Annotated in this window: 25 protein-coding genes; 21 read left to right on the top strand and 4 right to left on the bottom strand. The window is 63.1% G+C overall.

The window, feature by feature from the left end:
* The first annotated feature begins 8 nt into the window (after positions 1-8).
* The 6 genes from miaA (at position 9) to NITMOv2_RS16935 (ending at position 5,299) form a co-directional block, all read left to right on the top strand.
* The gene (miaA, locus tag NITMOv2_RS16960) at positions 9-1,028 is read left to right on the top strand and encodes a tRNA (adenosine(37)-N6)-dimethylallyltransferase MiaA (RefSeq protein WP_053380991.1); all 1,020 of its coding nucleotides are present in this window, start codon (positions 9-11) and stop codon (positions 1,026-1,028) included.
* On the top strand, positions 1,025-1,924 hold the full coding sequence (mtnP, locus tag NITMOv2_RS16955) for an S-methyl-5'-thioadenosine phosphorylase (protein ID WP_053380990.1): 900 nt from the start codon (positions 1,025-1,027) through the stop codon (positions 1,922-1,924). Before miaA ends, mtnP begins: the two co-directional genes overlap by 4 nt.
* A 2-nt stretch (positions 1,925-1,926) precedes the next feature.
* Complete coding sequence (locus NITMOv2_RS16950; RefSeq protein WP_053380989.1) at positions 1,927-2,841, top strand: PfkB family carbohydrate kinase; 915 nt, start codon at positions 1,927-1,929, stop codon at positions 2,839-2,841.
* The gene (locus NITMOv2_RS16945) at positions 2,838-3,542 is read left to right on the top strand and encodes a tetratricopeptide repeat protein (RefSeq protein WP_053380988.1); all 705 of its coding nucleotides are present in this window, start codon (positions 2,838-2,840) and stop codon (positions 3,540-3,542) included. The genes NITMOv2_RS16950 and NITMOv2_RS16945 overlap by 4 nt, the downstream gene beginning before the upstream one ends.
* A 7-nt stretch (positions 3,543-3,549) precedes the next feature.
* Entirely contained in the window at positions 3,550-4,467 is a 918-nt protein-coding gene (locus tag NITMOv2_RS16940; RefSeq protein ID WP_053380987.1) for a helix-turn-helix domain-containing protein, read from the top strand.
* Positions 4,468-4,849: 382 nt separating this feature from the next.
* On the top strand, positions 4,850-5,299 hold the full coding sequence (locus NITMOv2_RS16935) for a c-type cytochrome (RefSeq protein WP_053380986.1): 450 nt from the start codon (positions 4,850-4,852) through the stop codon (positions 5,297-5,299).
* A gap of 112 nt (positions 5,300-5,411) precedes the next feature.
* On the opposite strand, the gene NITMOv2_RS16930 is transcribed toward NITMOv2_RS16935, so the two are convergent.
* On the bottom strand, positions 5,412-7,295 hold the full coding sequence (locus NITMOv2_RS16930) for a caspase family protein (protein ID WP_053380985.1): 1,884 nt from the start codon (positions 7,293-7,295) through the stop codon (positions 5,412-5,414).
* Between the two features lie 60 nt (positions 7,296-7,355).
* Between NITMOv2_RS16930 and NITMOv2_RS16925 the strand changes: the two genes are divergently transcribed.
* Positions 7,356-9,143 (top strand): carbamoyltransferase C-terminal domain-containing protein, encoded by a 1,788-nt coding sequence (locus tag NITMOv2_RS16925; RefSeq protein ID WP_083448145.1) that lies wholly within the window; start codon positions 7,356-7,358, stop codon positions 9,141-9,143.
* Positions 9,140-10,702 carry a hypothetical protein gene (locus tag NITMOv2_RS16920; RefSeq protein WP_053380983.1) on the top strand — a complete coding sequence of 521 codons (1,563 nt, stop codon included), beginning with the start codon at positions 9,140-9,142 and terminating at the stop codon, positions 10,700-10,702. The genes NITMOv2_RS16925 and NITMOv2_RS16920 overlap by 4 nt, the downstream gene beginning before the upstream one ends.
* Here the strand turns inward: NITMOv2_RS16920 and NITMOv2_RS16915 are convergent.
* Positions 10,639-11,445, bottom strand: a complete 807-nt coding sequence (locus NITMOv2_RS16915; protein WP_202967255.1) for a dolichyl-phosphate beta-glucosyltransferase — start codon at positions 11,443-11,445, stop codon at positions 10,639-10,641. The two genes, NITMOv2_RS16920 and NITMOv2_RS16915, sit on opposite strands and share 64 nt — an antisense overlap.
* A 208-nt stretch (positions 11,446-11,653) precedes the next feature.
* Here NITMOv2_RS16915 and NITMOv2_RS16910 point away from each other — a divergent pair, with 208 nt between their 5' ends.
* The 12 genes from NITMOv2_RS16910 (at position 11,654) to NITMOv2_RS16855 (ending at position 21,985) form a co-directional block, all read left to right on the top strand.
* Positions 11,654-12,424 (top strand): hypothetical protein, encoded by a 771-nt coding sequence (locus tag NITMOv2_RS16910; RefSeq protein WP_053380982.1) that lies wholly within the window; start codon positions 11,654-11,656, stop codon positions 12,422-12,424.
* Positions 12,425-12,604: 180 nt separating this feature from the next.
* Entirely contained in the window at positions 12,605-14,119 is a 1,515-nt protein-coding gene (locus NITMOv2_RS16905) for a Do family serine endopeptidase (RefSeq protein WP_053380981.1), read from the top strand.
* 89 nt (positions 14,120-14,208) lie between these two features.
* Positions 14,209-15,144, top strand: a complete 936-nt coding sequence (gene tatC, locus NITMOv2_RS16900) for a twin-arginine translocase subunit TatC (protein ID WP_053380980.1) — start codon at positions 14,209-14,211, stop codon at positions 15,142-15,144.
* A 41-nt stretch (positions 15,145-15,185) separates the two neighbouring features.
* Positions 15,186-16,145, top strand: a complete 960-nt coding sequence (locus NITMOv2_RS16895) for an Mrp/NBP35 family ATP-binding protein (protein ID WP_145976394.1) — start codon at positions 15,186-15,188, stop codon at positions 16,143-16,145.
* A 13-nt stretch (positions 16,146-16,158) separates the two neighbouring features.
* Positions 16,159-17,457, top strand: a complete 1,299-nt coding sequence (locus NITMOv2_RS16890; RefSeq protein WP_053380979.1) for a molybdopterin molybdotransferase MoeA — start codon at positions 16,159-16,161, stop codon at positions 17,455-17,457.
* 11 nt (positions 17,458-17,468) lie between these two features.
* Positions 17,469-18,002, top strand: a complete 534-nt coding sequence (gene mobB, locus NITMOv2_RS16885; RefSeq protein ID WP_238590381.1) for a molybdopterin-guanine dinucleotide biosynthesis protein B — start codon at positions 17,469-17,471, stop codon at positions 18,000-18,002.
* Positions 17,986-18,696: a cytochrome c3 family protein gene (locus NITMOv2_RS16880; RefSeq protein WP_053380978.1), complete on the top strand. Its 711-nt coding sequence runs from the start codon at positions 17,986-17,988 to the stop codon at positions 18,694-18,696. Before mobB ends, NITMOv2_RS16880 begins: the two co-directional genes overlap by 17 nt.
* Before the next feature lie 23 nt (positions 18,697-18,719).
* Positions 18,720-19,451 carry an ABC transporter ATP-binding protein gene (locus NITMOv2_RS16875; RefSeq protein WP_053380977.1) on the top strand — a complete coding sequence of 244 codons (732 nt, stop codon included), beginning with the start codon at positions 18,720-18,722 and terminating at the stop codon, positions 19,449-19,451.
* Entirely contained in the window at positions 19,451-19,858 is a 408-nt protein-coding gene (locus tag NITMOv2_RS16870) for a hypothetical protein (protein WP_053380976.1), read from the top strand. The genes NITMOv2_RS16875 and NITMOv2_RS16870 overlap by 1 nt, the downstream gene beginning before the upstream one ends.
* Entirely contained in the window at positions 19,855-20,646 is a 792-nt protein-coding gene (locus NITMOv2_RS16865; RefSeq protein ID WP_187299252.1) for an ABC transporter permease, read from the top strand. Before NITMOv2_RS16870 ends, NITMOv2_RS16865 begins: the two co-directional genes overlap by 4 nt.
* 220 nt (positions 20,647-20,866) lie before the next feature.
* Complete coding sequence (locus NITMOv2_RS16860; RefSeq protein WP_053380974.1) at positions 20,867-21,199, top strand: RNA recognition motif domain-containing protein; 333 nt, start codon at positions 20,867-20,869, stop codon at positions 21,197-21,199.
* A gap of 102 nt (positions 21,200-21,301) precedes the next feature.
* On the top strand, positions 21,302-21,985 hold the full coding sequence (locus tag NITMOv2_RS16855; RefSeq protein WP_145976393.1) for a 2OG-Fe(II) oxygenase: 684 nt from the start codon (positions 21,302-21,304) through the stop codon (positions 21,983-21,985).
* Positions 21,986-22,036: 51 nt separating this feature from the next.
* On the opposite strand, the gene NITMOv2_RS16850 is transcribed toward NITMOv2_RS16855, so the two are convergent.
* Positions 22,037-22,540, bottom strand: a complete 504-nt coding sequence (locus NITMOv2_RS16850; protein WP_053380972.1) for a response regulator — start codon at positions 22,538-22,540, stop codon at positions 22,037-22,039.
* An 80-nt stretch (positions 22,541-22,620) separates the two neighbouring features.
* Positions 22,621-24,057 carry an Rqc2 family fibronectin-binding protein gene (locus tag NITMOv2_RS16845; protein WP_053380971.1) on the bottom strand — a complete coding sequence of 479 codons (1,437 nt, stop codon included), beginning with the start codon at positions 24,055-24,057 and terminating at the stop codon, positions 22,621-22,623.
* Between the two features lie 237 nt (positions 24,058-24,294).
* Between NITMOv2_RS16845 and NITMOv2_RS16840 the strand changes: the two genes are divergently transcribed.
* Positions 24,295-24,519 (top strand): hypothetical protein, encoded by a 225-nt coding sequence (locus NITMOv2_RS16840; protein ID WP_053380970.1) that lies wholly within the window; start codon positions 24,295-24,297, stop codon positions 24,517-24,519.
* Positions 24,520-24,556: the final 37 nt, after the last annotated feature.

Genomic DNA, 24,556 nt, shown 5'->3' with positions numbered 1-24,556 from the left:
ACGGAACCATGTCGATACATTCCATCCGGCACCATCGACCGGTGATCGTCCTGCTGGGACCCACGGCCGTGGGGAAGAGCCGCGTGGCGGTGCAGGTTGCCAAGCGCCTGGGGACGGAGGTGCTCGCGGCGGATTCGCGGCAGGTCTATCGCGGCATGGACATCGGTACGGACAAACCGACCGAAGAAGAGCGCCAAGGGATCGCCCACCGGCTCATCGATCTGGCCGATCCCGATCAGCCGTTCAACGCCGGACGGTACCGGCAGGCGGCCTTGAGCGAGATCGATCGGCTCTATGAGGCCGGCCGTTTGCCCTTGATCGTCGGGGGGACCGGTCTCTACATTCGCACGCTGGTGCGCGGCTTGTGTCCGGCGCCGCAGTCGGACCCCGAGATACGGGCCGAGTTGGCGAGGCTCAGCCGCGAGCAGGGCCGCGATCGTTTGTACGCCGAGCTGGTCCGCGTCGACCCCGACACCGCGGCGCGCCTGCATCCCAACGATGAAGCGAAGATCCTGCGGGCGCTGGAAGTGCACCGGTTGTCCGGGCTCCCGCTCTCGGCTCTGCACCGAGAACATGCCTTTCAGGACCGGCCGTTCGCCGCGCTCCTCCTCGGATTGCGGCGTCCCAAAGAAGAGCTGTATCGGCGGATCGAAGACCGCATCGATTGGCAGTTGGCGCACGGAATGGTAGAAGAGACGCGCGCGCTGTTGACCCGCGGCTACGGGCGCGGGCTGGGCTCGATGAAAGGATTGGGCTATCGCCAGGTCGCGGCGTACGTCGCCGGCGAGTACGACTATGACGAAATGGTGCGGCGGTTCAAGCGCGATACCAGACGTTTTGCCAAGCGGCAGCTGACCTGGTTCCGGAAAGAGCTCGGCATCGAATGGATCGCGACGGAGGAGACCGAGCCGCTCGAACACACGGTAGATCGGGTGGTGGAACGGATCGAGCGGTTCTTGGGTGCGCTCGCGGGACGGCCGGAGAATGCCGTTCTGCAACAACAGGCTCGGGTGGGAGAATCGGTATGAGGCGAACGCGAACTGCGGCACGGGCATCGGTGGGCGTCATCGGAGGCAGCGGGCTCTACGATATTGAAGGATTGAAGGACGTACGCGAGGTGCGCGTGCGGACGCCTTTCGGGCAGCCTTCGGACACGGTCGTCCTAGGAACGTTGGAAGGAGTCGGGATCGCGTTCCTTTCGCGCCATGGGCGCGGCCATCGACTGAATCCGAGCGAAATCAATTACCGCGCCAACATCTATGCGCTGAAGTCGCTGGGCGTTTCGCGCGTCATCTCCGTGAGCGCGGTCGGCAGCATGAAGGAATCGATCAAGCCCGGCGACGTGGTCTTTCCCGATCAATTCATCGATCTGACGAAGCGGCGGCCGTCCACTTATTTTGAAGGCGGCATGGTGGCCCACGTGGCCTTCGGCGAGCCGATTTGCGCGGCGCTCTCGCAGACGCTGCAGTCCGCCGCCGGGCGACTCGGCGCGCCGCTCCATCGCGGCGGGACGTACCTGTGCATGGAAGGCCCGCAGTTTTCGACCAAAGCGGAGTCGCGGCTTTATCGGCAGTGGGGCGTGGATGTGATCGGCATGACGAATATGCCGGAAGCGAAGCTCGCGCGCGAAGCCGAAGTGTGTTACGCGACGATGGCCCTGGTCACCGACTACGATTGCTGGCATGAGACCGAAGACGCGGTGACGGTGGAGGCCATTCTGGCGACGCTCCATCGCAACGTCGCGCTGGCGAAGCGGCTGTTGGCCGCGGTGGCGCCGGCGGTGGCGGCGCTGCCGGCCTGCGGCTGTCACTCCGCACTGACCAACGCCATCGTCACGGCGCCGAAGAGTGTGCCGCCGGCAACCAGAAGGAAGCTGGCTCTGCTCACCCGGCGTGTCATCGCGGCGCAGAAAGGAGCGCAGTAAGCATGGGCAAACTTCTGGTCGTCGGCTCGGTCGCCCTCGATACGGTGAAAACCCCCTTCGGCGAAGGGACGGAGATTCTCGGCGGCTCGGCCACCTATTTTTCCACGTCGGCCAGCTTCTTCACGACCGTCGCGCTGATCGCCGTGGTCGGCGAAGACTTCCCGGCGCAGCATGTGGCCTTCTTGAAAAGCCGCGGCATCGACCTCACCGGTTTGGAACGGCGGCCCGGCGCGACATTCAGATGGAAAGGCGAATACACGCACCAGCTGAACGAGGCCCACACGCTCGATACGAAGCTGAATGTCTTCGAAACGTTCCGGCCGAAGATTCCCGAGGCCTATCGCTCGCCGGAGGTGTTGTTTCTCGGCAATATCGATCCCGAGCTGCAATTGGACGTGCTGCAGAAAGTGCAACGGCCCGGTCTCGTCGCCTGCGACACCATGAACTTCTGGATCAACGGCAAGCGGGATGCGCTGTGGAGGGTGCTGGAAAAAGTCGACATCCTCATCATCAACGACGGGGAAGCGCGGGCCCTGGGGCAGGATTCGAATCTCGTCAAGGTCGCGAAGCTGGTGCTCTCGCGCGGCCCCAAACATCTCATCATCAAGCGCGGCGAATACGGCGTCTTGATGTTCAACGACCAACAGATCTTCGGCGCGCCGGCCTTTCCGCTCGAAGACGTCCGCGATCCCACCGGAGCGGGCGACACCTTCGCCGGCGGTTTTCTCGGCTATCTGGCGGCGACGGGCAATCGCTCGCCGGCGGCGATGAAACAGGCGATCATCTTCGGCAGCGTGATGGCGTCGTTTACCGTAGAAGCCTTTAGTCTTGACCGATTGCGCATCCTGGATTACAAAGAGATCCAAGATCGGTATCGAGAGTTCAAGCGCCTCACCCATTTCGAGGACATTCAGTGACCCCTTCAGCCGGCTTCGCGACATCCTGGGCTGTGCCCGCCGCCGTCCGTCTGTCCTTGGCGTTCCAGGCGGGCCTTCTGCTGACGGCTCTGCTCGCCGGGTGCGCCACCAGCGAAGAGGCCGTTCAAAAGTCGAACGGCTATTATCAGGAAGGGATCGCGACCCTCACGGCCGATCGCCAGAAGGCCTTCGTGTCCTTTCAGAAGTCCGTTCAGCTCAATCCGCGCAACAAGGACGCCCGGTACGCCTTGGGCCACATCTATGCGTTGCAAGGAAAACTGGCCCAGGCCGAAGAACAGTTCCGTGAGGCGATCGCGATCGACGAAGCCTATTCGGAGGCGCACACCTATCTGGGACAGATTCTCGCCAGCCAGAACCGCTGGGACGAGGCCATCAAGGCGTACCGCCATGCGCTGGCCAATCCGCTGTATCCGACGCCGGACCTGGCGCGGTTCCATCTCGGACGGGCGTTGGCCCATCAAGGCGATCTGCAGGCGTCGATGGAAGTGCTGGAGGACGCGGTGACGGTGAATCCGCCCAGCGTGCCGCCGGCCATGACGCATCTGGAGTTGGGCCGCATCTACTATAAGATGGGGTACAATGCGAGGGCGCGCGAGGCGCTGACGAAAGTCACGACCATGGACAAGGGCGGAGAATACGGCACGCAGGCCGCCGAGTTGCTCTTGAGATTGAAGCAGTAGGAGATCGATGGAATCCGTCGGCGAATTTTTCAGGCAAGTGCGCGAGACGAAGGGCCTGACGGTGGACGAGGTCGCATCCAAGACCCGCATCCGCTCCGATTTCGTCAAGGCGCTGGAAGACGGCAATTTCGCCAAGCTGCCGGACCAGGTCTTTGCCCGCGGCTTCGTCCGATCCTATGCGCGCTCGCTGGGATTGGACGAGGAAGACGCCATCCATCGGTTCATACAGTCGGCGGGGGCCTTTTACGAAAAGCAGGACGAGCGGGAACGTCTGCGCGTCCGCCAGGCCGAAGAAGAGCGCAAGCGCCAGGCCAATCGCAAAGCCGTGGCGGTCGCCATCGGCATCGCCGTGCTCACGCTGATCTTCCTCCTCAGCCGCGAACAGTCGTCCGTGCTCAAGCGCAGCGCGCCCGATCTTCCTCCGGTGAAACGCAGCGCACCGGTGGCGAAAGAGTCGCCCGAGGGGGCGGCCCACCAGGAAGCGGCGCCAGCGGCCGGCGGGGTGAAACCGAGCGACGCGGTCGCTTCTTCTTCCAAGCCTGCCGCTGACAGTCCGCGCCAGGCGGAAGCGACCGCTCCGGCTGTCCCCGCGTCCAAGCCGGAGGCAGAGGTGTCCACCGCTTCGCCCGGCTCCGACGGTCCGTTGGGAGGAATTTCTCTCGAAGGGACCGGGTCGTCCGGTGACGGGCAATTGGTGCTCGACCTCGAAGCGACCGAGCTCAGTTGGGTGGTCGTGCAGATCGATAACGGCAGCCCACAAGAGGCGCTGCTCCGGCCGGGCGAGAAAGCGCATTGGAAAGGGCAGGAGCAGTTCATTCTGACGCTCGGCAACGCGGGCGGCGTCAAAGCGGAGCTCAACGGCAAACCCCAGAAGCCTTTCGGCCCCAGCGGCAAGGTCGCGCGCGACATCGTGCTGAAGCGGTAGCGACCCATCTCGATCGCCTCTTTCCCCTTCTCCATTTCAATTTCGACGGCATGCTCAAGCATCCAGGTTGAGGCGGAGCGGAAGGATTGGGGCGCAAAGGCGTCACGGTTGGAGAGACGCAAGGATGAGACGGCTCGCGCGGAACTGTAAGTCCTTCACAATGCTGCCGCCCTGCGCCATCCACGTTTGGCATAAGCTTTGATCTTCTCTGAAGCAGGCCTGCATCGGATGGTTAACATCACAATGCCGGTCTGTTGACAACGGCGAAAAGGCGTTGCTATAGTCCGTCCGTTTTACCGGCACTTTTGCGATTCGAGTTCATAAGCCAGCGGCCTTCGGCCGATTCATGTGCGGTGGGTTCCAACACAAAGGAGGAAGTGTGATGGGGTATCTGTCCAAGTTCCTGGGAATCAGTGCAGCGCTGATGTTGATGTCGGCCACGGTCGTCGGAGCGGAAGAAAAGGATCCGTTGAAGCCCCGCGTACCGGCGGATCAGATGGCGGAGGCCAAGGCCATGAAGAACCCGGTCGCCGCGACGCCGGAAAACATCGCCAAGGGGAAGGCGCTGTTCGAGGGCAAGGGCACCTGCTTTAATTGCCACGGCAAGGAGGGGAAGGGCGATGGACCGGCCGGCGCAATCCTGAATCCGAGCCCCCGCAACTTCACCAACTGCAAATTCCACAAGAAGCGGAAAGACGGCGAGCTCTTCTGGGTGATCAAGAACGGCAGCCCCGGCACCGGCATGGTGTCGTTGATCCCGGCCGCCATCACCGAAGAGGAAGCCTGGACGATCATCAACTACGAGCGGAGCTTCTGCAAGGGCGACGAGTAATCGCGGGCGCAAGACCGCGTTCGGCAGCAGGGGTGGGGAGGCGACTCCCCACCCTTTTTTATTGCCTCCAATACCGTTGAAGTCGGAAGAACGACGCCTGGGAGAAAAGAACTCAGGGAGTTTCAGAGCCGGTAATCGCCGCGAGCTTGGTCAACACAAGGGAAGAGGATTTGTCGCCCGATTTCAGGACGGGCCAGACGTGGGGGTGCTGGTCGGAGTTGAAGTGTGTCTTGGAGGCCCAGGAAACTTTTTGGCTGACGTATGCCGCAAGCTCGCCCAGTGTCACCTCGCCGTCACGATTGGTGTCGGCGTCGCCGCGCAATCCCCGCAAGAGATAATACGTGAACAGCCCGTGTCGGTGTTTGTCGTCCTCGATGCCTTTGGCGTACCCCTCTCCCCCGATGACCCGCACGGTCGCGCCGCCCGTCTCCCAGCGGGGCGCCACGGATTTGGCTTTGGGGTCGCTGTGCAGGCGGGAGACCATGCCGTCGAACAATAAGATGGTCTGCTTGGCTTTCAACCGCGCCAGCGCCGATTCCAGATCCTTGAGGGGATAGAGCCGCGTGGTGGAAGAGGGGCTTCCCTCGTAGGGCACGAGCAGTACCTCGCCCGTCGGCGTCACGATCGCCTGGCCGGCGAAATACACGATCACGACCGCGTCCTTGTTCATGCGCGGCGGGAGCCAATCGAGCAGGGCTTCATCGATATCGGGCCGCAACGCTTTCCAATCCTGAAGCAGTCGCACGTTGGATGCGGGCACGCCGCCCAGGGACTGGAAGTAGTTGGCCACCATCTCGGCATCGAGCGATGCATACTTCCGCGGAAGGAGTTGCGTGTCGCGATACGAGCCGATGCCGATCGACAGCAGGTAGGTGTGCGGACGGCGAAAATGGGCGACCGGCGCGGGAATCTGGTCGACATCGTCCGATTGAATACCGGTCGGCTGGATGGTCAAGGCCAGCGTCTGAGAGGGCGCGGCCGCTCCTCCGCCTTCCGTCACCGCGACATGCAGCTCGGCCTTCTGTGACTGGACGGTCGGCGGCAGGGTGGCAACGAATTCCAGCGACTTGGTTTCCCCAGGCTGAATCGGCGGGATCGACAAGGTGGCCGACGGGAACTGCCCGACGACCGACTGGGTCCCGGTCAGCGAGGCCGAGGCGTTCTGAATCGCGGTCGCGCCCGTATTGACCACGTCCACCCGCACCCGCACCCGCTCGCCGCCTTCCAAAATCAAGTTGCTGTTTTCGTCCAGCACCATCGCTTTGAAGCGCAGGCTGGAGGAAGTCGAGGAGGCCGGCGTTGGGGCGGACGGGGAGGCGGCGGGTCCCGGCGTCACCGGGACCAAGGTCTTGGCGGTCGGAGGCGTCGCCGCACGCGCCGCTATCGGGGCGGTCTGCGCGCCAGACGCAAGGCGAGCGTCCATGGCGACCTTGGAGGCGAAATCCACGACGCTGTCTTGAATGAAGGGATCGATGATGTAGTCGCAGTTTTTCTGGACCGGTTCGAGGCGCACCCGCTCCTGCCGCGCGGTCTTGATCTCCGTTTCGCGGAGCAGCTCTCCCTTGTCGTTGTAGACCCGCGCCATTGCATGGAGCTGCAGCTTGGCCGGCGCCCGATCGTACAAGTATTCTTTGTCGATACTGAACGACCAGTTGACGAGGTCTACCCGTACCAGGAGATCCGGGGTGGCATCCTTTGTTCCCCCGCCTTCGTAAACCACCTTCTTAAATGTTCGGAAAGCGCCTTCGACCAGCGCCTCTTCGAGGCGGGAGCCGATCGGGATCTGCATCAGATGTCCGCAGGAGTCGGTGTAGTCGGCCGACAGGGTCTTAATGGACGCCGGAATCTCCAGCTTGGCCGTGAGCGGCAGCGGCTCGCCCATCGGCGGGAATTCTAAACGGCTGGCGCATCCGACCAGGATGAGGCCGGTCAAACCGGCGACCAGCGCGAGCGGAGCGCGCCAACGTTTGTTTGCAGTGGTGTTGGAGGGGGTCACGCTGGTCAATGACCTTGAATCGGTTCGAGCGTGCGCCACCGTACCGGAAACGCCGCGGGAATGCAACGGGGTGCCGGCGGCGCTTGCTCCCGGACCCCGGCTCCATTATTCTCCCGGTCCATGCTGGTCCTCGGGCTCTCCAACATGCGCGATGCAGCGGCGGCCTTGGTCGAGGACGGCCGCATCGTGGCGGCGGCGGAGGAGGAACGGTTCGTCAGGATCAAACATGCGTCCGGACTCCCGATCCACGCGATCCGGTACTGTCTCGGCGAACGGGGAATCAGCCTGCGCGACGTGGAGGCCGTCGCCGTTCCCTGGAAGTATTGGCAAATCGGGCGGCGCGCCGGCCTGGCTCTGTCGGCGATGGTCCGGTCGCCGCAGTTGTTCCGGGTGAAAGGCCGGCGATCGGCCGAGCGGCTCTCGCAGGAATGGGCCGAATTGGCGCTCCTGCGGCGCAGGCTGAGCCGGCGCATCGACGGCACGGAGTCGGTCCGCCCGGTGTTTCTCGATCACCATATGTGCCATGCGGCCAGCAGTTTCTTGGTGTCGCCGTTCGAACGGGCGGCGGTGCTCGTAGTCGACGGCGCGTCCGAATCCCACTCGACCTTGCTGGGATCGGCCGACGGCTCCACGATCCGGGTATTGAAACGCACACCGCTGCCCCATTCGCTCGGGCAGTTTTACGCCGCCATGACGGCCTATCTCGGCTTCACGCCCGATCAGGACGAATATATCGTGATGGGCTTGGCGGCCTATGGAGAACCCCGCTACGTCGACCTGCTCCGTACGCACGTGCTTCGCTCCCAATCGGACGGCGACTTTACACTCAACGTGCGGCTGTTGGACTTTCATCTGGCCCGCGTCGGCGTGTTTTCTCCCCGCTTGATCGATTTGCTGGGTCCGCACCGCCGATCCGGTGATGAGATCACGCCCCGCCATCGCGACATCGCCGCCAGTGTGCAAGGCCTGCTGGAAGAAGTCCTGCTGCATCTGGCCCGCTATCTTCAGGAGGCGACAAGGGCCGATGCGCTGTGCCTGGCGGGAGGCGTCGCCTACAACTGCGTGGCGAACAGCCGGCTGCGGCGGGAGGCGGGCTTTCAAGAGGTCTATGTGCCGCCGGCGGCCGGCGACTCGGGCGCCGCCCTGGGGGCGGCGCTCTGGCACAGCGCTCGGCGCGGAGCGCTCAGGGACCGGTCCGTCATGCGCGCCGCCTATTGGGGGCCGGCATTCACGGAAGAAGACTGTCGGAGGGCGCTCGCCGCGGCCGGGTTGCGCGGGCAACGGCTGTCCGACGGCGATCTGTGCGAAAAAATCGCCGGAGAGCTTGCTCGCGGCAGGCTGGTCTTCTGGTTTCAAGGCCGGATGGAATGGGGCCCGCGGGCCTTGGGCCATCGGAGTCTGTTGGCCGATCCCCGCCGGGAGGATATTCGCGCCGTCATCAACGCCAAGGTCAAGCAGCGGGAGCTCTTCCGCCCGTTCGCTCCCTCGGTGCTCGAAGAGGCGGCGGCGAAGTATTTCGACCTGCCGGCTCCGTCGCCGTTCATGCTGTTCACCGCTCCCGTGAAGCCGGAAGCGAAAGGCCTCATTCCCGCCGTCGTGCATGTGGACGGATCGGCGCGGGTGCAGACCGTGGATCGGGAATCGAATCCCTTGTTTCGGCGCCTGCTCGAAGCCTTCGCCCGCGAGACCGGTCTGCCGGTGCTGCTCAATACGTCGTTCAACGTGCAAGAGCCGATCGTGTGTACGCCGCAGGATGCCGTCGCCTGTTTTCTGCGCACGGACGTGGAGTGGCTGGCGCTCGGCAATCTGCTGGTCGAACGGCCCGACAATGTGAGAGGCGAAGCGTGACGCGCGAGCAGACCGCCTTCACGGCATTACTCGCGCTGGTCGTTGCGAACCTCGTGCTGCAGCCGCTGACGGAACCGGACTTCGGCTGGCACCTGCGCGCCGGGTTGGATCTCCTTTCCCAGGGAGGGCGCCTGCCGGCGCTCGATCCCTATTCGCATACCATGCCGGACTGGCCGTGGGTGGAGCATGCCTGGCTGACCGACCTGCTCATCGGGCTGCTCTACCAAGCCGGGGGCCCGCTCGCGGCCATGCTGTTTTTCAGCGCCGTCACGGCCGCCGCCTGGCTCATGGCGGTCCGGTCCAGCGAGGCGAACGCGCCGGTGCAATTATCCGCCTGCGCCCTCTCGCTCTGGGCGGCGCTGCCCTTTCTCGGCGCGCGTACGCAAATGGTGACGTTGCTGGGGCTGGCCCTCCTGATGTGGGGGTGGCATCGGGTGCGGGCCGGTGAAGTCCGACTCGTCCGGTGGATTCCTTTCCTCTTCCTGGTGTGGGCCAATCTTCACGGAGGATTCACCGCGGGGCTGTTCTATCTCGCGCTGGTCATCGCCCTCTCATGGCTCGTTCGGCTGATGGCGCCGGATCTTGCACACAGAACGGGCGTGGTGGACCCGTCGACATTATGGCGCCTTCTGCTGGCGACGGGCACCGGTGCGATCGTGACGTTGGTGAATCCCTACGGATGGAACCTGCACAAAGAAATCTTCGACTCGCTCTCCGATTCCTTCATGATCCAGACGCTCCGGGAATGGCATCCCGTGTCCCTCGAGACGCTCGCGGGCAGGCTGTTTGTCGGCTATGTGGCGGGGCTCGCGTTGGCGATGATGCTCTGGTATCGGCGAGTGGAGCCGGTTCAATGGGGTGTCCTCGCGGTGTTTCTTGTGTTGGCCGGTCGGCACTTGCGGAATATTCCGCTCTTCCTCATCGTCTCCGTGCCGCTGGCCGCCGATCTGTTGCATGAGGCCCTCCGGCGATTTGCGGCACTGCCGTTTGTCAACGCGGTGTCCTCCACCCGGTGGCCGCGCGCGGGCACCCTCGCGCTGGGGCTGGTCCTGCTCTATATCGGACCGGACCATATTCAGCATGTGTGGCGGTTCGGCGTGACGCCGGCCGCCGCGTTCCGGCAGACGTCCTATCCCATCGAAGCGGTAGAGTGGATCAGGGAGCACCGCCATCAACTCGGCGACCGACTGTTGCATGATTACCAATATGGCGGCTTTCTGCTCTGGTGGCTTCCTCAGGAGAAGATCTTCATCGACGGCCGGATGCCGGCCTGGCGCATCGGCGACCGATGGATCTTCAAAGACTACGTCGAGGTGCGGGAGACGGATCCGCCGCGTTTGTCGATTTTAGACAAGTACGGCGTCGATTGGGCCCTGCTGAAGCGGGACACCTTGCTGGCGCAGATCCTCGGCGCACTCCCTGGTTGGCGGAAAGCCTACGAAGATACGAAAGTCGTCATTTATATGCATGACGCGCGGCGGCTGGACGGGGCGATCTATTCGAGGACGGCGGAGGAGGCCAGGGGGGAGAGCCGGCGGGCCACCGGCGCATCGGAATAACAGCCCTTGGCCGCGTTGCGATGGATGGTCACGAGCTCCCGCAACGTGCCGAATCCATCCCGTACCAGCCGCACTTTCGATCCCGGCTGATCCGCCCAATTGACCGGCACTTCCGCAATACGGTACCCGCGGCGCTGGGCGATATACAAAAGCTCCAAGTCGAACCCATAGCCGTTGATACAGGATACCCCGAACAGATCCTCGGCGACGGACCGCTCAAATAATTTGAAGCCGCATTGCGTGTCGGCGATCCCGCCGATGCCGCCGAGCCGGACCACCGCGTTGAAGCAGCCGCCGAGCAGGCTGCGATGCCAGCGGGCGCGGACAGTGAAGTCCGATCGGCGCGAAGCCAGGCTGCGGGAGCCGATCGCGATCTGGGCGCCGGAGCGCAAGGCCTGTTCGAGGCGGGCCAGTTCATCGATGGGGGTGGCGCCGTCCGCATCCGTAAACAGTCGCCGGCGCCCGCGGGCCGCTTGCATGCCGTGGCGGACCGCGGCGCCTTTCCCGCTGCAGATCGGCAATCGGATCAATCGGACGCCGGGCGCCTGCCGGGTGAACCCGTGGACGAGGGCGGCCGTGTCATCGAGACTGCCGTCATCGACGACGATGACTTCGAAGCGGCGATAGTGCCGGCTCAGATAATCGACGACGGAGCGAAGGTGCGGGAGAAGGCGGGCCGCTTCGTTGTAAGCGGGGATGATAACGGACAATTCAAGGGAGACAGAAGCACCCTCGCTCCTCACCCGCAACCTCCCCTCGGTGTGAAAACGGGCTAACAGTACAGGCATGGTCAGGTAATTGCAAGCGGTTCCTCCGGGAGGCAGAGCCGTCGCGCGATCCCGTGACGTGGACGGCTTGACAGATCCTACGGACGGGAGCGAACGTATAACCCAACAGGATCGGCCGAAATTAGGGCGGCCGAATGCCCGACCCTCACCCGGGAGGTGCCGCATGCTGCAGCTGGCGAAAGGTCTCTCGCTTCTGTGCGCGTCGCTTGTATTCTGGGCCTGTGCCTCTGCCGTTCCGCCGAGCCGCATCGCCGATTATGTCCCTGCCGACCAGCCGAGCGATCCGTCGCTGCTGACGTCGGAGCCGCGTCTGCGGGCCGGGCTCGTGCTGATCTCCGATACGTCGGCGCCGGATGCGGCGCCGAATCTCCCGGACGAAGCCATGATGAAATTGGGGGAAGAACTGAAGCAGGAAATCAGCCAGGTGCTGCCGGTGACCATTACGGACGTCATCCCGGCGGACGGGATCAGGCCGCTGGACGGAAACCGGGCGCAGCTCGCCGATCTCGCGAAGAAGCACGGGCTGGACTATTTGGCCGTCGTGGTCTTATCGAGCACGGAGCAAGAATATCCCATGTCGGTGTTTGTAGGATGGACGACTCACATGGTGCCCGGCTTCCGGCGGGACAACTGGTCGTTGCTGGAATTCGCGCTGCTGGACGTGAAAGACGGCAAAGTGCTCATGCGGGCGGACGGACGCGGCTGGGCGACGTTGGATCGGCCCACCGTTCCCGACATCAACCAATGGTATCCGGTGGTGTGGCTGAGACCGCAGGAGCCGGCGCGGCGGTACTGGCCGCCCACCTACGAGGGTGCGCCGAATACCCTGCGCGTCGTGTCCTTCAATCAGGCCGCGCGGCGGCTGACGACGAGCCTGCAGCATGCCTGGACGGATCAACTGGAGGAGGGATCTGCGGCGAGACGCAACAGCTAGCCCGCCGGTCCCGCTGCCCGGACGGGACTTTTCCTCTTTGAAGCTCGTGGAAAGATTAGTGTAAGATACACCGTTCCACCGGCCTGTGCGGTTGTTTCACGATGGAGGTGGCCGGATGAAGGGTGGAGGGGCGGTCTCGCCTGCGTGATGGGAACAACTTTTTCGTGGAGGAATCCAGTCATGGTTAATCGGAGTCATCACACGGCCGCCCTGATTGGCGGCGCGCTCATGCTCTCGGCGTCGATCTTTATCGGAGTGGACGGCAGATCGCTGGCCTCCGCGACCGTGCCTCCGACCCTCGTCGCGCAGGGATTTTCCGAGATCGTGAAGAAAGTCACCCCCGCGGTGGTCAATATCGCGGTCACCGGCGGAGGCGAAGGAAGCCGCCGGCGCGGCTTGCCTCCCGGCCCCTTCGGTCCTCCGGGCGGCGGTCCTCCCGGCGAGGAGCCGGGCGGAGAATTGCCGACACCGCCGCCGATGCCTCCCGGTCCTCCCGGTCCCCATGGCCGGCCGGATCAAAGCGCCGGCTCGGGCGTCATTCTCGATCCGAGCGGATATATCGTGACCAACAACCATGTCGTCGAAGGGGCCACCCAGATTACCGTGACCCTGAGCGATCGGCGGGAGTTCCCGGCCAAGGTGATCGGGACCGATCCCAAGACGGACCTGGCGGTGATCAAAATCGACACGAAGGATCTGCCGTCGCTCAAATGGGCGGAATATGAAAAACTGCAGGTGGGCGATCTCGTGTTGGCGGTCGGCAGCCCGTTCGGCCTGAGCTCGACGGTGACGCTCGGCATCATCAGCGCGTTGGGGCGCGGCAACGTCGGCATCGCGGACTACGAAGATTTCATCCAGACCGACGCGGCCATCAATCCGGGCAACTCGGGCGGCGCGCTGGTCAACATGAACGGCGAGCTGATCGGCATCAATACCGCCATCTTCTCGCGCACCGGCGGCTCCGAGGGCATCGGCTTCGCGATTCCGAGCAGCATCGCCCTCGACATCGTCGACAGCCTCCAGAAGACCGGCAAGGTCGTGCGCGGCTGGATGGGTGTGGCGATCCAGGAAATCACCCCCGCGCTCGCCAAGTCGTTCAAACTGCCGGAACAGCGGAAAGGCGTGCTCATCAGCGACGTGAATGAAAACGGGCCGTCGCATGCGGCGGGCATCAAGCGCGGAGACGTGGTGGTCGCCTTCAACGGCAAAGAGGTGCAGAGCGTCAGCCAGTTGCGGAACCTCGTCGCCCGGACGATGGTGGGCAAGGATGCCCAAGTCAAAGTCTTGCGGGACGGCAAGGAGCAGACGATCGCCGTGAAAGTGGCCGAACGGCCGTCCGACGAGATGCTGGCGCGGAGGGAGCCGGCGCCGCCGAAGGAACCCGGCGACATGATCAAGCCGCCGGACAATGTGCTGGCGTCGCTCCGGGTGCAGACTTTGGACAACGCCTTGATGAGCCAGTTGAACATCCCGGCGAAGACCACCGGCGTCGTCATCACATCGGTCGAGCCGGGCGGGCAGGCGGAGGCGGCCGGGTTGCAGCGCGGCGACGTGATTCAGGAAGTGAATCGCGAGCCGGTGAAAACCATGGACGACTATCAAAAGGCCGCGAGCAAAATCAAGAAAGACGAGTTGGCCGTGTTGCTCGTCAACCGGCAAGGCAACAGCCTGTTCGTGGCGATCAACCCGAAGTAAGAAAAGTAGGTACGATTCGGTGATTTGGTGAAGGTCGCATTCACTTCGCCGAATCACTCAATCACCAAATCGCCAAATTTTGAGGTTGCGTGCTGAACGATTTCAACCGGTGGCTGCAGGATGCCGTCTTCAAGCCGCTGGAAGACAAGAAAATGCCGGTCATGGAGCACCTGGTGGAGCTCCAGGTCCGGCTCACCCGAGCCGTCATCGTCACGGCGATCGTGTTTGTGGCGACGTTCTTCTATGCGGACGCCTTGGTGAAATGGCTGCGGATTCCGCTCCAGAATATGTTCGTGCCGAGCACCCTGTCCTGGGAGCCGACGGACCTGCCGGCCGTGCCGTTCGTCTTTCTCGCCCCGGCCGAAGCGCTGTGGCAGAACGTGAAGGTGGCGGGACTGTTCGCCCTCGTCCTCTCGACGCCGTACATTCTATTTGAAGCCTGGCAATTCGTGGTGCCGGGGCTGCACGCGCAGGAGCGGCGGTTCGTCGGTCCGTTCGCCGCGCTGAGCACGGTGGCCTTTTACGCCGGCGTGTCCTTCTCCTTTTTTTTCGTGCTGCCCTTCGCCCTGAACTTTTTGATCTCGTACGGCGTCAGCGCGGGGTTTATCCCGCAACTCTCCATCGCGCAATATGTCGGCTTTGCGCTCTGGTTCCTCCTCGTCTTCGGATTGATCTTTGAAGTGCCGCTCGCCATCACGTTGATGGCGAAGCTCGGATGGGTGGACGCGCCGTTCCTGCGGCGCTATCGGAAGTGGGCCTTGCTCGGCTCGTTCATCGTCGCGGCCATCCTGACTCCGACGCCCGATCCGTTCAACCAATGTCTGATGGCGCTGCCGATGTATGTGTTTTACGAAGTCGGGATTGTCAGCGCCGGCGTCTTCAATAAGAAGAAGCGCGCGCCGTCCGGTGAGCCGCTGGTGCCGGCCGTCGCCGTGGCGGGGGCGGGAGGCGCGTCGGGCATGTCGATGCCGAACACGCAGGACGACGACTACGTCGGGGTACCGACGGGCGGGCGCCGGCGGTAGCGGCGAGTGACGGTTCACCGAGAACGAAGGGCGATACACACATGGGACGCGAATTGAACGTCATCAGCGGGGGGAACGGCGGCGGGAGCGATGCCTGCACCTACATGTGGGCTTGCGCGATCTGCGACGAGAACGAACGCTGCCAGAAGGATAAGGAAGGGCACAGCCGGTGGCTCGTCGCCAAGCGGATGGAGCGCATCGAATACAAGGTGCTCGTCATGAGCAACAAGGGCGGCGTGGGGAAGAGTACGATGACCACGAATCTCGCCGTGAGCTTGGCGCTCAAGGGTTGGCATGTCGGCATTTGCGACATGGACATTCACGGGCCGAACATTCCGAAGATGGTCGGCGCCGAAGGGCAGAAGCTCAAAATCAGCACATCCGGCGGCATCATTCCGTTTCAAGCCTACAACCTCAAAATCGCCTCCATGTCGTTCCTGCTCCAGAACCCGGACGATCCGATCATCTGGCGGGACGCCTACAAATATGAATTCATCAATCAGCTGCTGGGCGGGGTCGAATGGCAGGATCTGAACTTCCTGCTCATCGATCTGCCTCCCGGGACCGGCAACGAGTCGGTCACCACCATCGACCTCCTCGGCAACGTCAGCGGCGCGGTGATCGTCACGACGCCGCAGGAAGTGGCCCTGCTCGATTCCCGCAAATCGGTCACGTTCTGTAAAGACAGCGAGGTGCCGATCATCGGCATCGTCGAAAACATGAGCGGCCTCGAGTGCCCGCACTGCCATCAGCATATCGAAGTCTTTCGAAAGGGCGGCGGCGAAGCCTCGGCCCATGACATGGGCGTGCCGTTCCTCGGCCGCATTCCGCTCGACCCCGACGTGGTGACTCAATCCGATGCCGGCGAGCCCTTCGCCATGTTCTATTCCGATACACCGACGGCCGAGGCCTATCATCAGATCGCGAACCAGGTGGAAGCGTTTTGCAAGAAAAGCGGATCGCTGCTGAAGGTGGGGCCCCGCCCGCAGCATCAGCATTGAGAGGAGCCAGCCGGTGAAAGCCGCCGATGCGATGACAGGATTGACCCAGCTCCACGACGCTCAGAAGGTCGTGCTCGATGCGACGCCGGTGCTCGGGCTGGAAAAGATTTCCATCCTGGATGCGTTGGGTCGCGTCCTGGGTGAAGACATCGTCGCGGAACGTGACAATCCGCCCTGGGACAATTCGGCCATGGACGGGTTCGCCGTCCGATGGGAGGATATCAAGCAGGAGCACGCGATTCAGAAACCGGTGACCCTGTCCGTCATTGAAGATGTGCCGGCCGGCAAGATGCCGTCCAAGGCGGTTGGTCCTGGCCAGGCGATCCGCATCATGACCGGCGCGCCGGTCCCTCGCGGGGCCGATACAGTGCTCAAGGTCGAAGATACCGAGCATACCCCTGACTCCGTCCGCGTCTTCAAAGCGGAGCCCCGCGGCGCCAACATCCGGCCGCAGGGCGAAGACGTGAAGAAGGGCGACTGCATCATCGCCAAGGGCACGAGGATTCGTCCCGGCGAGGCGGGGATGTTGGCGATTCTGGCCAAGTCCTTCGTGTTCGTCTATCAGCGCCCGCGCGTCGCGATCCTCTCGACCGGCGATGAACTGGCCGATCTGGACGAGCGGTTCAGTGAAGAGAAAATCATCAATTCGAACAGCTACGGCATCGCGGCGGCCGTGCAGGAAGCCGGCGGGATCCCGCTGTTGCTCGGCATTGCGCGCGATACGCCGGCGGCGTTGAAAGAAAAAATCTCACATGGTTTGAACGCGGATATCCTGGTGCTGTCCGGCGGCGTGTCCATGGGAGATTACGATTTTACGAAGGCGGTCTTTCGTGATCTGGGCGCGGAAATGAACTTCTGGAAGCTCGCCATCCGCCCGGGCCAGCCGCTGGCCTTCGGCAAGATTCAAGGCAAGCTGGCGTTCGGCCTGCCGGGCAACCCCGTGTCCTCGATGGTGACGTTCGAGCAGTTGGTGCGGCCGGCCATGCTCAAGATGAGCGGCCATCGCAGCTACGGCCGTCCGGTCGTCGAGGCCGTGTTCCAGGAAAAATTTTCCAAGCGCACCGACCGGCGGCATTTCCTGCGCGGCATTCTCACCAGAGAAGAGGGCGTCTTCAAGGTCCGGACGACAGGAGACCAAGGTTCCGGGATCCTGACCTCCATGGTGAAGGCGAATTGTCTGATCGACGTGCCGGTGGAGGTCGAACGGCTGAATCCCGGCGATGCCGTGACCGTCCAGTTGTTGAGCGGCGACGCGTGGCTGGCCAAGAGCGAGCATGCCCACTCGGGGGGACATCGGCTGTCCTGTTGTTAGAAAAGGAGTCAATGGCCAGTAACCTGATGCCCATACCCATTGTCTCCTTTGTCGGCCGGTCGAACAGCGGCAAGACGACGCTGATCGAACGGGTCATCCCGGAGCTGGTCAAAGCCGGCTACCGCGTCGCGACGGTGAAACATGCCGGCCACGGGTTCGATCTCGACACGGAAGGAAAGGACAGCTGGCGGCACAAGCGGGCCGGAGCGAGCAGCGTCGTGGTGGTCTCCAAAGGCAGTCTGGCGATGTTCGCGGACGTCTCCGAGCAGCTGAAGGTGGAGGAAGTCCGCGATCGCTTCCTGGACGCCTCGTACGATCTCATCATCGCGGAAGGATGGAAGAGCGAAGGCTATCCCAAGATCATCGTGGTGCGCGAGCAAGTCGGCGAGATCGCCTTTTCGCCGGACGGCTTGCTGGCGGTCGTGTCCGACAAGCCGATCGACCTTTCCGTCCCGGTGCTGCATTTGGACGACGCGGCCGGCGTGGCTGCGCTGCTGATCGCGCGGTTCCCCCTCAGACGCCGGGAGCATGAACTGGAAGCCTAAGGCCACGCTCGCGCTGGGCCTCGTGACCGGGGCCGTGGCCCTGAGCGGGATGGCGATTCCTCTCACCAACCATCCGAAGTTCTGCGCGAGTTGCCACACGATCGCCCCTTCCTATGAAAGCTGGGTCAAGTCTTCGCACAAGGACGTGACGTGCGTCAGCTGTCATGTCCGGCCGACGATCGAAGGATGGATTGAGGACAAGGCGATCAAAGGTACGAAAGATGTGGCGGTCTATCTGTTCGGGACGCCGCCCGAGCCGCATAATTTGAACGCGGCGGTGGATTCGGAGGTGTGCCTGAGTTGCCACCGGCATATTTACCGCGTCTCGGAAGTGGCGCCGCGCGATTTGCCGCCGCCGGTGAAAGACGTCGGATTGATCATGAGCCATCGCGCGCACATGGAGGCGTTCAGCGCGCGCGGTCGAGGCGAGGGCTGCACCACCTGCCATGCGGGCGTCGTGCACGATGCGCCGATCAAGGGCTATCCGATCGTGATCCCGCGCGGGCACGTGTCGGCGGACGAACAACCCTGGTATCCCGGTTATCCCGAGGGCTCGTCTTTGCGCACGCGGGCCTTGAACGATTGTTTCCGCTGCCACGACGGGAAAACCGAGCACCGGGGCAAGGTTCTCAGCCGCACATGCGAGACCTGCCACATCCCGGAAAAGATCAGCGACAGTTTGTTGTTCAATTAACCGGCGGCCGATTCAATTGACCGATGGCAACTCCCGTCCTCCACGTGTCCCAGTTGACGAAACGGTTCGGCGACTTCACGGCGGTCGATGGGGTCTCGTTCGAGGTCAAGCCGGGTGAAATCCTGGGGCTGCTGGGGCCGAACGGAGCCGGAAAAACCACGACCATCCAAATGCTGCTCGGCCTGGTAACGCCCAGCGGCGGCTCGATTTGCATGTTCGGGCTGGATCTGGCGACCCATCGGGAGACCATCCTCCAGCAGGTCAATTTTTCCTCCACGTACATCTCCATGCCGCAATCCCTCACGGTCGAAGAGAATCTCTGGGTGGTCGCGCGGCTCTACGGTCTCTCGAACATCGCGAGGCGGGTCCACGACATCGTGAAGAAACTGGAGATGGAGGATTTTCGCGACAAGATCACCAGGAAATTGTCGTCCGGCCAGATGACCCGGCTCACGCTGGCGAAGGCCTTTCTGACCGAACCGAAGATTCTGTTTCTGGACGAACCGACCGCCAGTCTTGATCCCGACATCGCGCACAAGATCCGGGCGTTGTTGAAGGAGGAGCGGCGGTCCTCGGGCTTGAGCATCCTCTATACCTCGCACAACATGCGGGAGATGGAGGAAATGTCGGATCGGATCATTTTTCTCCAGCGCGGGCGGATTGTGGCGGAGGGGACGGCGCAGGAAATTGCTGCGCGGTTCGGGAAGGCGGATTTGGAGGAAGTGTTTTTGAAGCTGGCGCGGGATTCGCGGTGATGGCGCGGACGTTGATCGATTTCGGGGCGGGATTTTTCATCGGAGGGCTGGCGCTCAGCGCCGCGTGGGGCTTCTTTTGGCTGGCGATCGGCCTGATCGGCCTGGGCCGCCGCACGTGTGGCTGGCGTGTGGTGTGGAACAGTCTGGCGGTCGGCGTGCTGCCGCTGGGTCTGATCCTCGTCCTTCTGTGGTGGAGGAGTGGAGGGCAGCCGGCGCTCTCGTTCGGAATCGGGCTGGCCGGTATGCCGGTCGTGCTGCTCGGCTTGGGATTGCGTCCGGCGCCGGACGGGCAACGGGTCGGATCACACATGGTCGACGGCATCCGCCGCCTCAAGGATGAACTGCTGGGAGCCCATCTCGGATGCGGCGGGTGCAGCCATGAGCACGACCATGGGGGGTGCGGATGAAGCCGCATCGCATCGTCGCGCTGATCGCCCGGCATCTGTATCTCTACCGGCGCAGCTTGCCGCGGATTATGGAGATCTTCTACTGGCCCTTTCTCGATCTTGTGATCTGGGGCTTCATTACCCTCTATCTCGCGCGGTATCAGAGCCAAGTGCCCGGATTCGTCACGTTTTTCCTCGGGGCGCTGATCCTGTGGGACATGCTCTTTCGGTCGCAACAGGGGATCACGATTTCCTTCCTCGAAGAGCTCTGGGCGCGCAACTTGATGAATCTGTTCGCGAGCCCGCTCAAGCCGAGCGAGTTTCTGGCCGCGACCATGGCGATGAGCATCATGAAGGTCACGGTCGTGTCGATCGTCATGGCGGGTTGCGCGCTGCTCTTTTATTCGTACAATATCTTTGTCGTGGGACTGTGGCTCGCCCCCTTTGTGATTAATCTGGTGATCACCGGCTGGATTATCGGAGTCTTCACCACCTCCCTCATCATGCGGTTCGGGCAAGAGGCGGAAGTGCTGGCGTGGAGCATGGTGTTCCTGTTCCAGCCGATCTCCTGCGTTTTTTATCCCCTGGAGGTCCTGCCGGCGTGGCTCAGGCCCGTCGCCCTCGCGAACCCGGCGGCGCATATCTTCGAAGGCATGCGGGCGGTGCTCACCTCGGGGGCTCCCCCATTGTCTCATCTGGCGTGGGCGGGCGGCTTGAATATCCTGCTCTTGGTCGGGGCGATCGCATGGTTTTACCGCACGTTCGCCTATTGCAAAGAGCAAGGACTGCTCGTTCGAGTGGGGGAGTAAAGTTGTATTCGTCCGGCCCCTATGCTAGGGTACACCTACTTCATCGCACGGGCCTCGCGGTGAAGGTCTCAACAGTGCAGGCCCGCAACATCGATGTTGCCTTGTCCGGGAATCTCGTCGGAAGTCAGACCTAAGTCGCTGCATCGATCGCGTCTTCGGCCCGCTCCTTCCCCCGTTCCTCGTGTTCAAGACAATGTCACCATTTAAAGGAGGAACCCCGATGGGTTCGAAGATTTATGTCGGTGGGTTGCCCTATTCGGCGACCGAGCAGCAGCTGAGCGATTTGTTCGCGCAACACGGCGGCGTCGCGTCGGCGCGGATCATCACGGACAAGTTCACCGGACAGTCACGCGGGTTCGGATTCGTGGAAATGTCCTCGGACTCCGAAGCCCAAGCCGCCATCACGGCGCTCAACGGCGCCGAAATGGGCGGACGCACCCTCACGGTCAATGAAGCCCGTCCGCAGGAGCCCCGCGCAGGCGGCGGCGGCGGTGGACGCGGCGGATTCGGCGGCGGCCGCAGCGGTGCGGGCGGCAAGCGCGATCGCTGGTAATTCCACAGGCTGTTTCGTAGAGGAGGGGCTGCCGTCGCAAGACGGCAGCCCCTCTGCTTTGAGAAAGAGAGATTCGCCGTCCTTCAGTCATAGGAGGTGAATGTGAGTGATGCAACCGGTGTGGCGCTCTCGACGACCCAGCTGTCGGAGTTGCCGTCCTTTTCCTTTCACCGCAATCCGGTGTTAGTGGTGGAGAACTTCTGGTCGACGGAGGAACGCCGGTTTTTTCGGGAGGCGATGAATCAGGCGCAGTGGAAGAGCCTGTCCAGCTTGCCGAACGTGCGGGACGACTTTCCGGACTCCGGCGACTGGGCCAAAGCGGAAATCGGCCCCGCGCAGGGGCAGCGCTTTCTGTCGCGGCTCCAACTGCCCTGTATCCAGGACTACATCGAATCGTTTCCGAACATCACCGGCCGCCACCTGGGGTTCAGCTATTATTCCTATCGGGCGGGAGATTGCCTCCTCACGCACGACGACACCGATCAGGGCCATCCGATGGCGGGGCGGCAGGCCCCGCTCCGGCGCATCGCCCTCGTCACCTATTTTCATGAGGAGTGGCGATCCGATTGGGGCGGCGAGTTGATCATCTATGCGAAGCGGCCCGGCCATACGTCGGAGAAACCCGATCTGATCCCCACGCACTGCATCGAGCCGCGGCCAGGGTCGCTGGTCATGTTTACGGTCCCGCGGTTCCATCGCGTGTGCCGGGTGGACCCGACAGCGGGCCCGCACCGACGGCTGTCCATCGCTGGTTGGTTCATGACGGAGCACGGAGAGGCGCTCTGAAGGCTTAGGCTGAGGCCGAGGGTAAGCCTTCAGAACCCAGCCTGCTGAGTATCAGTCAAACCAGTCGACTTCAGAGGTGTCGTTCCCCGGCTCGGACTTGCGCAGGACCGGGCCGGGCTTAGTCAGCACGCTGCGGACGAAGGCGACCAATTCACTGTTGGCGAACGGTTTCTTGATGAAGGGCAGCGTGCTCCGTTGAATCCCATGCGCGGCCAGCTCGTGATCCGGGTTTCCCGACATCAGCGCGACCCGCAGCCCCTGGCGCGTCATGGCGGCGCGCGCCGCCAGCTCATGGCCATGGACGTGCGGAAACTGATTGTCGGCGGACGCGAGTTGAAAATCGGGCGGAGGCAGCACCAAATCGGTCAGCAGCAGGTCGATGGAGCCGTCATGTTGCGCGCAGATCTTGAGAGCTTCCGGGCTTCCCGTCGCCTTCAGCACATGGAATCCCGCCTGGCCTAACACCGCTCCGCATAGATTCACGATCGCCGGTTCGTCGTCGACGACCAGAACGACCGGCAGGCCGGATTTCTGCGGCGGCTGCGCAGGCTGCATAGCGCTATGATAGTGCCGATCGTTGCGGGCTGGCGAGTGAAACCCTCTTTCCGGCACGGCTCCGCCGCTGCCGGCGGGCGCTATTCCGGCCGCGACCGCCTCTTCAAGGCCTCGAGCCTGGTCTTGTCCAGCGCCACATAGAGTGATTTCTCCTGGGTCACGGTCACGGCGCCCGGGGCGTGGCCCTTCGCCTTCTTGACCCATTTCCGTCTGGTATAGATCACGTCGCCCTTGCCGCTCTTTTTGAGATCGCTGTAGAGCAGGGCGAGCGTGGCGGCATCGCGCAACGTCTCAGACGGCGCCTCGCGCCCCTTTTCCAACCGGACGACGACGTGCGAGCCGGGCGTGCCGCGGGCATGGAGCCACAGATCGTCGCTCTTCGCCAGGCCGAACGTCAGCTCGTCATTCTCCCGCGCGTTGCGACCCACGAAGATCGGCAGGCCGTCCGCCGAGACGAACCGCCGGAACGGGCCGCGAGCCGGCTCCTCCTGCCGAGGTGATCGGTCCCCGGTGATCTTCTGCGGCGAGAGGGCCGGCGGAGACGGCGGCGTCCAGGTTCCCTCGTCGATGGATGCCAGCTCCCGGCGCATCTCCATGACGCGGCGTTCACCCTGTTCGATCCTGGGTTTCAGCTCCCGGTCGGCTGCCACATATTTTCGATGTTTGCGAAAATACTCATCCATGTTGGCCTGCGCCGATTTGGCGCTGTCCAACGGGACGGTGATCTCGGGGAGGGTCTCATCGTAGTAGTCCACCAGGACAATGCGATCCATGCCTTTCTTGACGATCCCCAAGTTCGCTTTCAGCAATTCCCCATAACGGGCGTAGTCTTGATACTGACCGGCTTTCGCCAAATCCTCCCGCCAGGCTTCGAGCCGCCGCTGCTCCTTCTTCAGCGTTTGCCGTAGCGTCCGCCGCCGGCCTTCCCTTGCCGCCTGATCGGCCAGTATCGCTTCCTTGTTGTGATAATGGGCTTCAATCGCCGCCGAAAGGGGGAATGGTCCGCCGGCGGAACGAGTCAATCGTGCTGCATGCGGTTCACGTAGAGGAGGGGTTCCCCTCTGGGGCAGCGTGTAGGGCTTGCCGACAAGATCCCGGTGATGGTGAAGGTCTCGAAGGATCAATCCGCCGGAGTCCAGCAGCAGCACATTGGCCGTCTTGCCCGTCAGCTCGCAGATCAGCCGCCGAGCGCCGGCCTGCGCCGTCAGCTGGAATTCCACCACCCGATCCTGCGGCTGCTGCCGAACGGCGTCGATGCGGGCGCCTTGCATATGGGCTCTGAGGAACCGGCAGAAGGCCGGCGGCTCAGGGGGATTGGCCGGCGCCCGGCTCACCAGATGGAGGCGGGCGGTTTCCGGCTGACAGGAAATAAGGAGGCGGTGCGTGCGGCCTCGGGTGCGGATTTCCAGCACCAAGACCAACGGAGCCGGTTGATGCACCTTCTGGATCCATCCTCCCTCGATGGCCGGAGCGATTTCTCTCAGAACGTCCTCGATCTCAACGGCCGTCAACGCCATGGGTGCGCTCAAGATAGAAGGGGACCGATTGCAGGATGGCGCCTACTCGCGTTCAGTTACCTGCGGTCGATCCGGTCACATTTTTTGTCACCGGGGCGATTCGCTTGCCCGCCACTCTACGATTCGCCAAGAAAACACGCAAGGGAGAGGATCCTGTGCCTGGCATCCGCATTGCTTAAGTTATGGATGGTCAATCGTGGGCATACGGAAAAATCGCTGCCCGCCAGGAGGATTTCCATGACATGCACGAGATGCAACGGGCTCATGGTGGCCGACGACCTGATCGATCTTCAGGAAAGTTATCTGCCGATGTGGATGCGCGGTTGGCGCTGCATTGCCTGCGGCAACATCGTCGATCCGTTGATCCAGCGCCATCGGACGGGCCAGCGCGCCGGTGCGCTGGACGCTGTGCACGCGGGACAAGTCTTCGCGACGTGGCCGCGGCCGGCGAAGGCGGCCTAGCGGCTGAATGAGTTTCAGAGCGGGCCGGCGCCAGGCC

Source organism: Nitrospira moscoviensis (assembly GCF_001273775.1).
Classification (GTDB): Bacteria; Nitrospirota; Nitrospiria; order Nitrospirales; family Nitrospiraceae; genus Nitrospira_D; species Nitrospira_D moscoviensis.
Note: the sequence above shows the minus strand (reverse complement) of the source record. Positions and strands in the feature narration are given on the sequence as shown.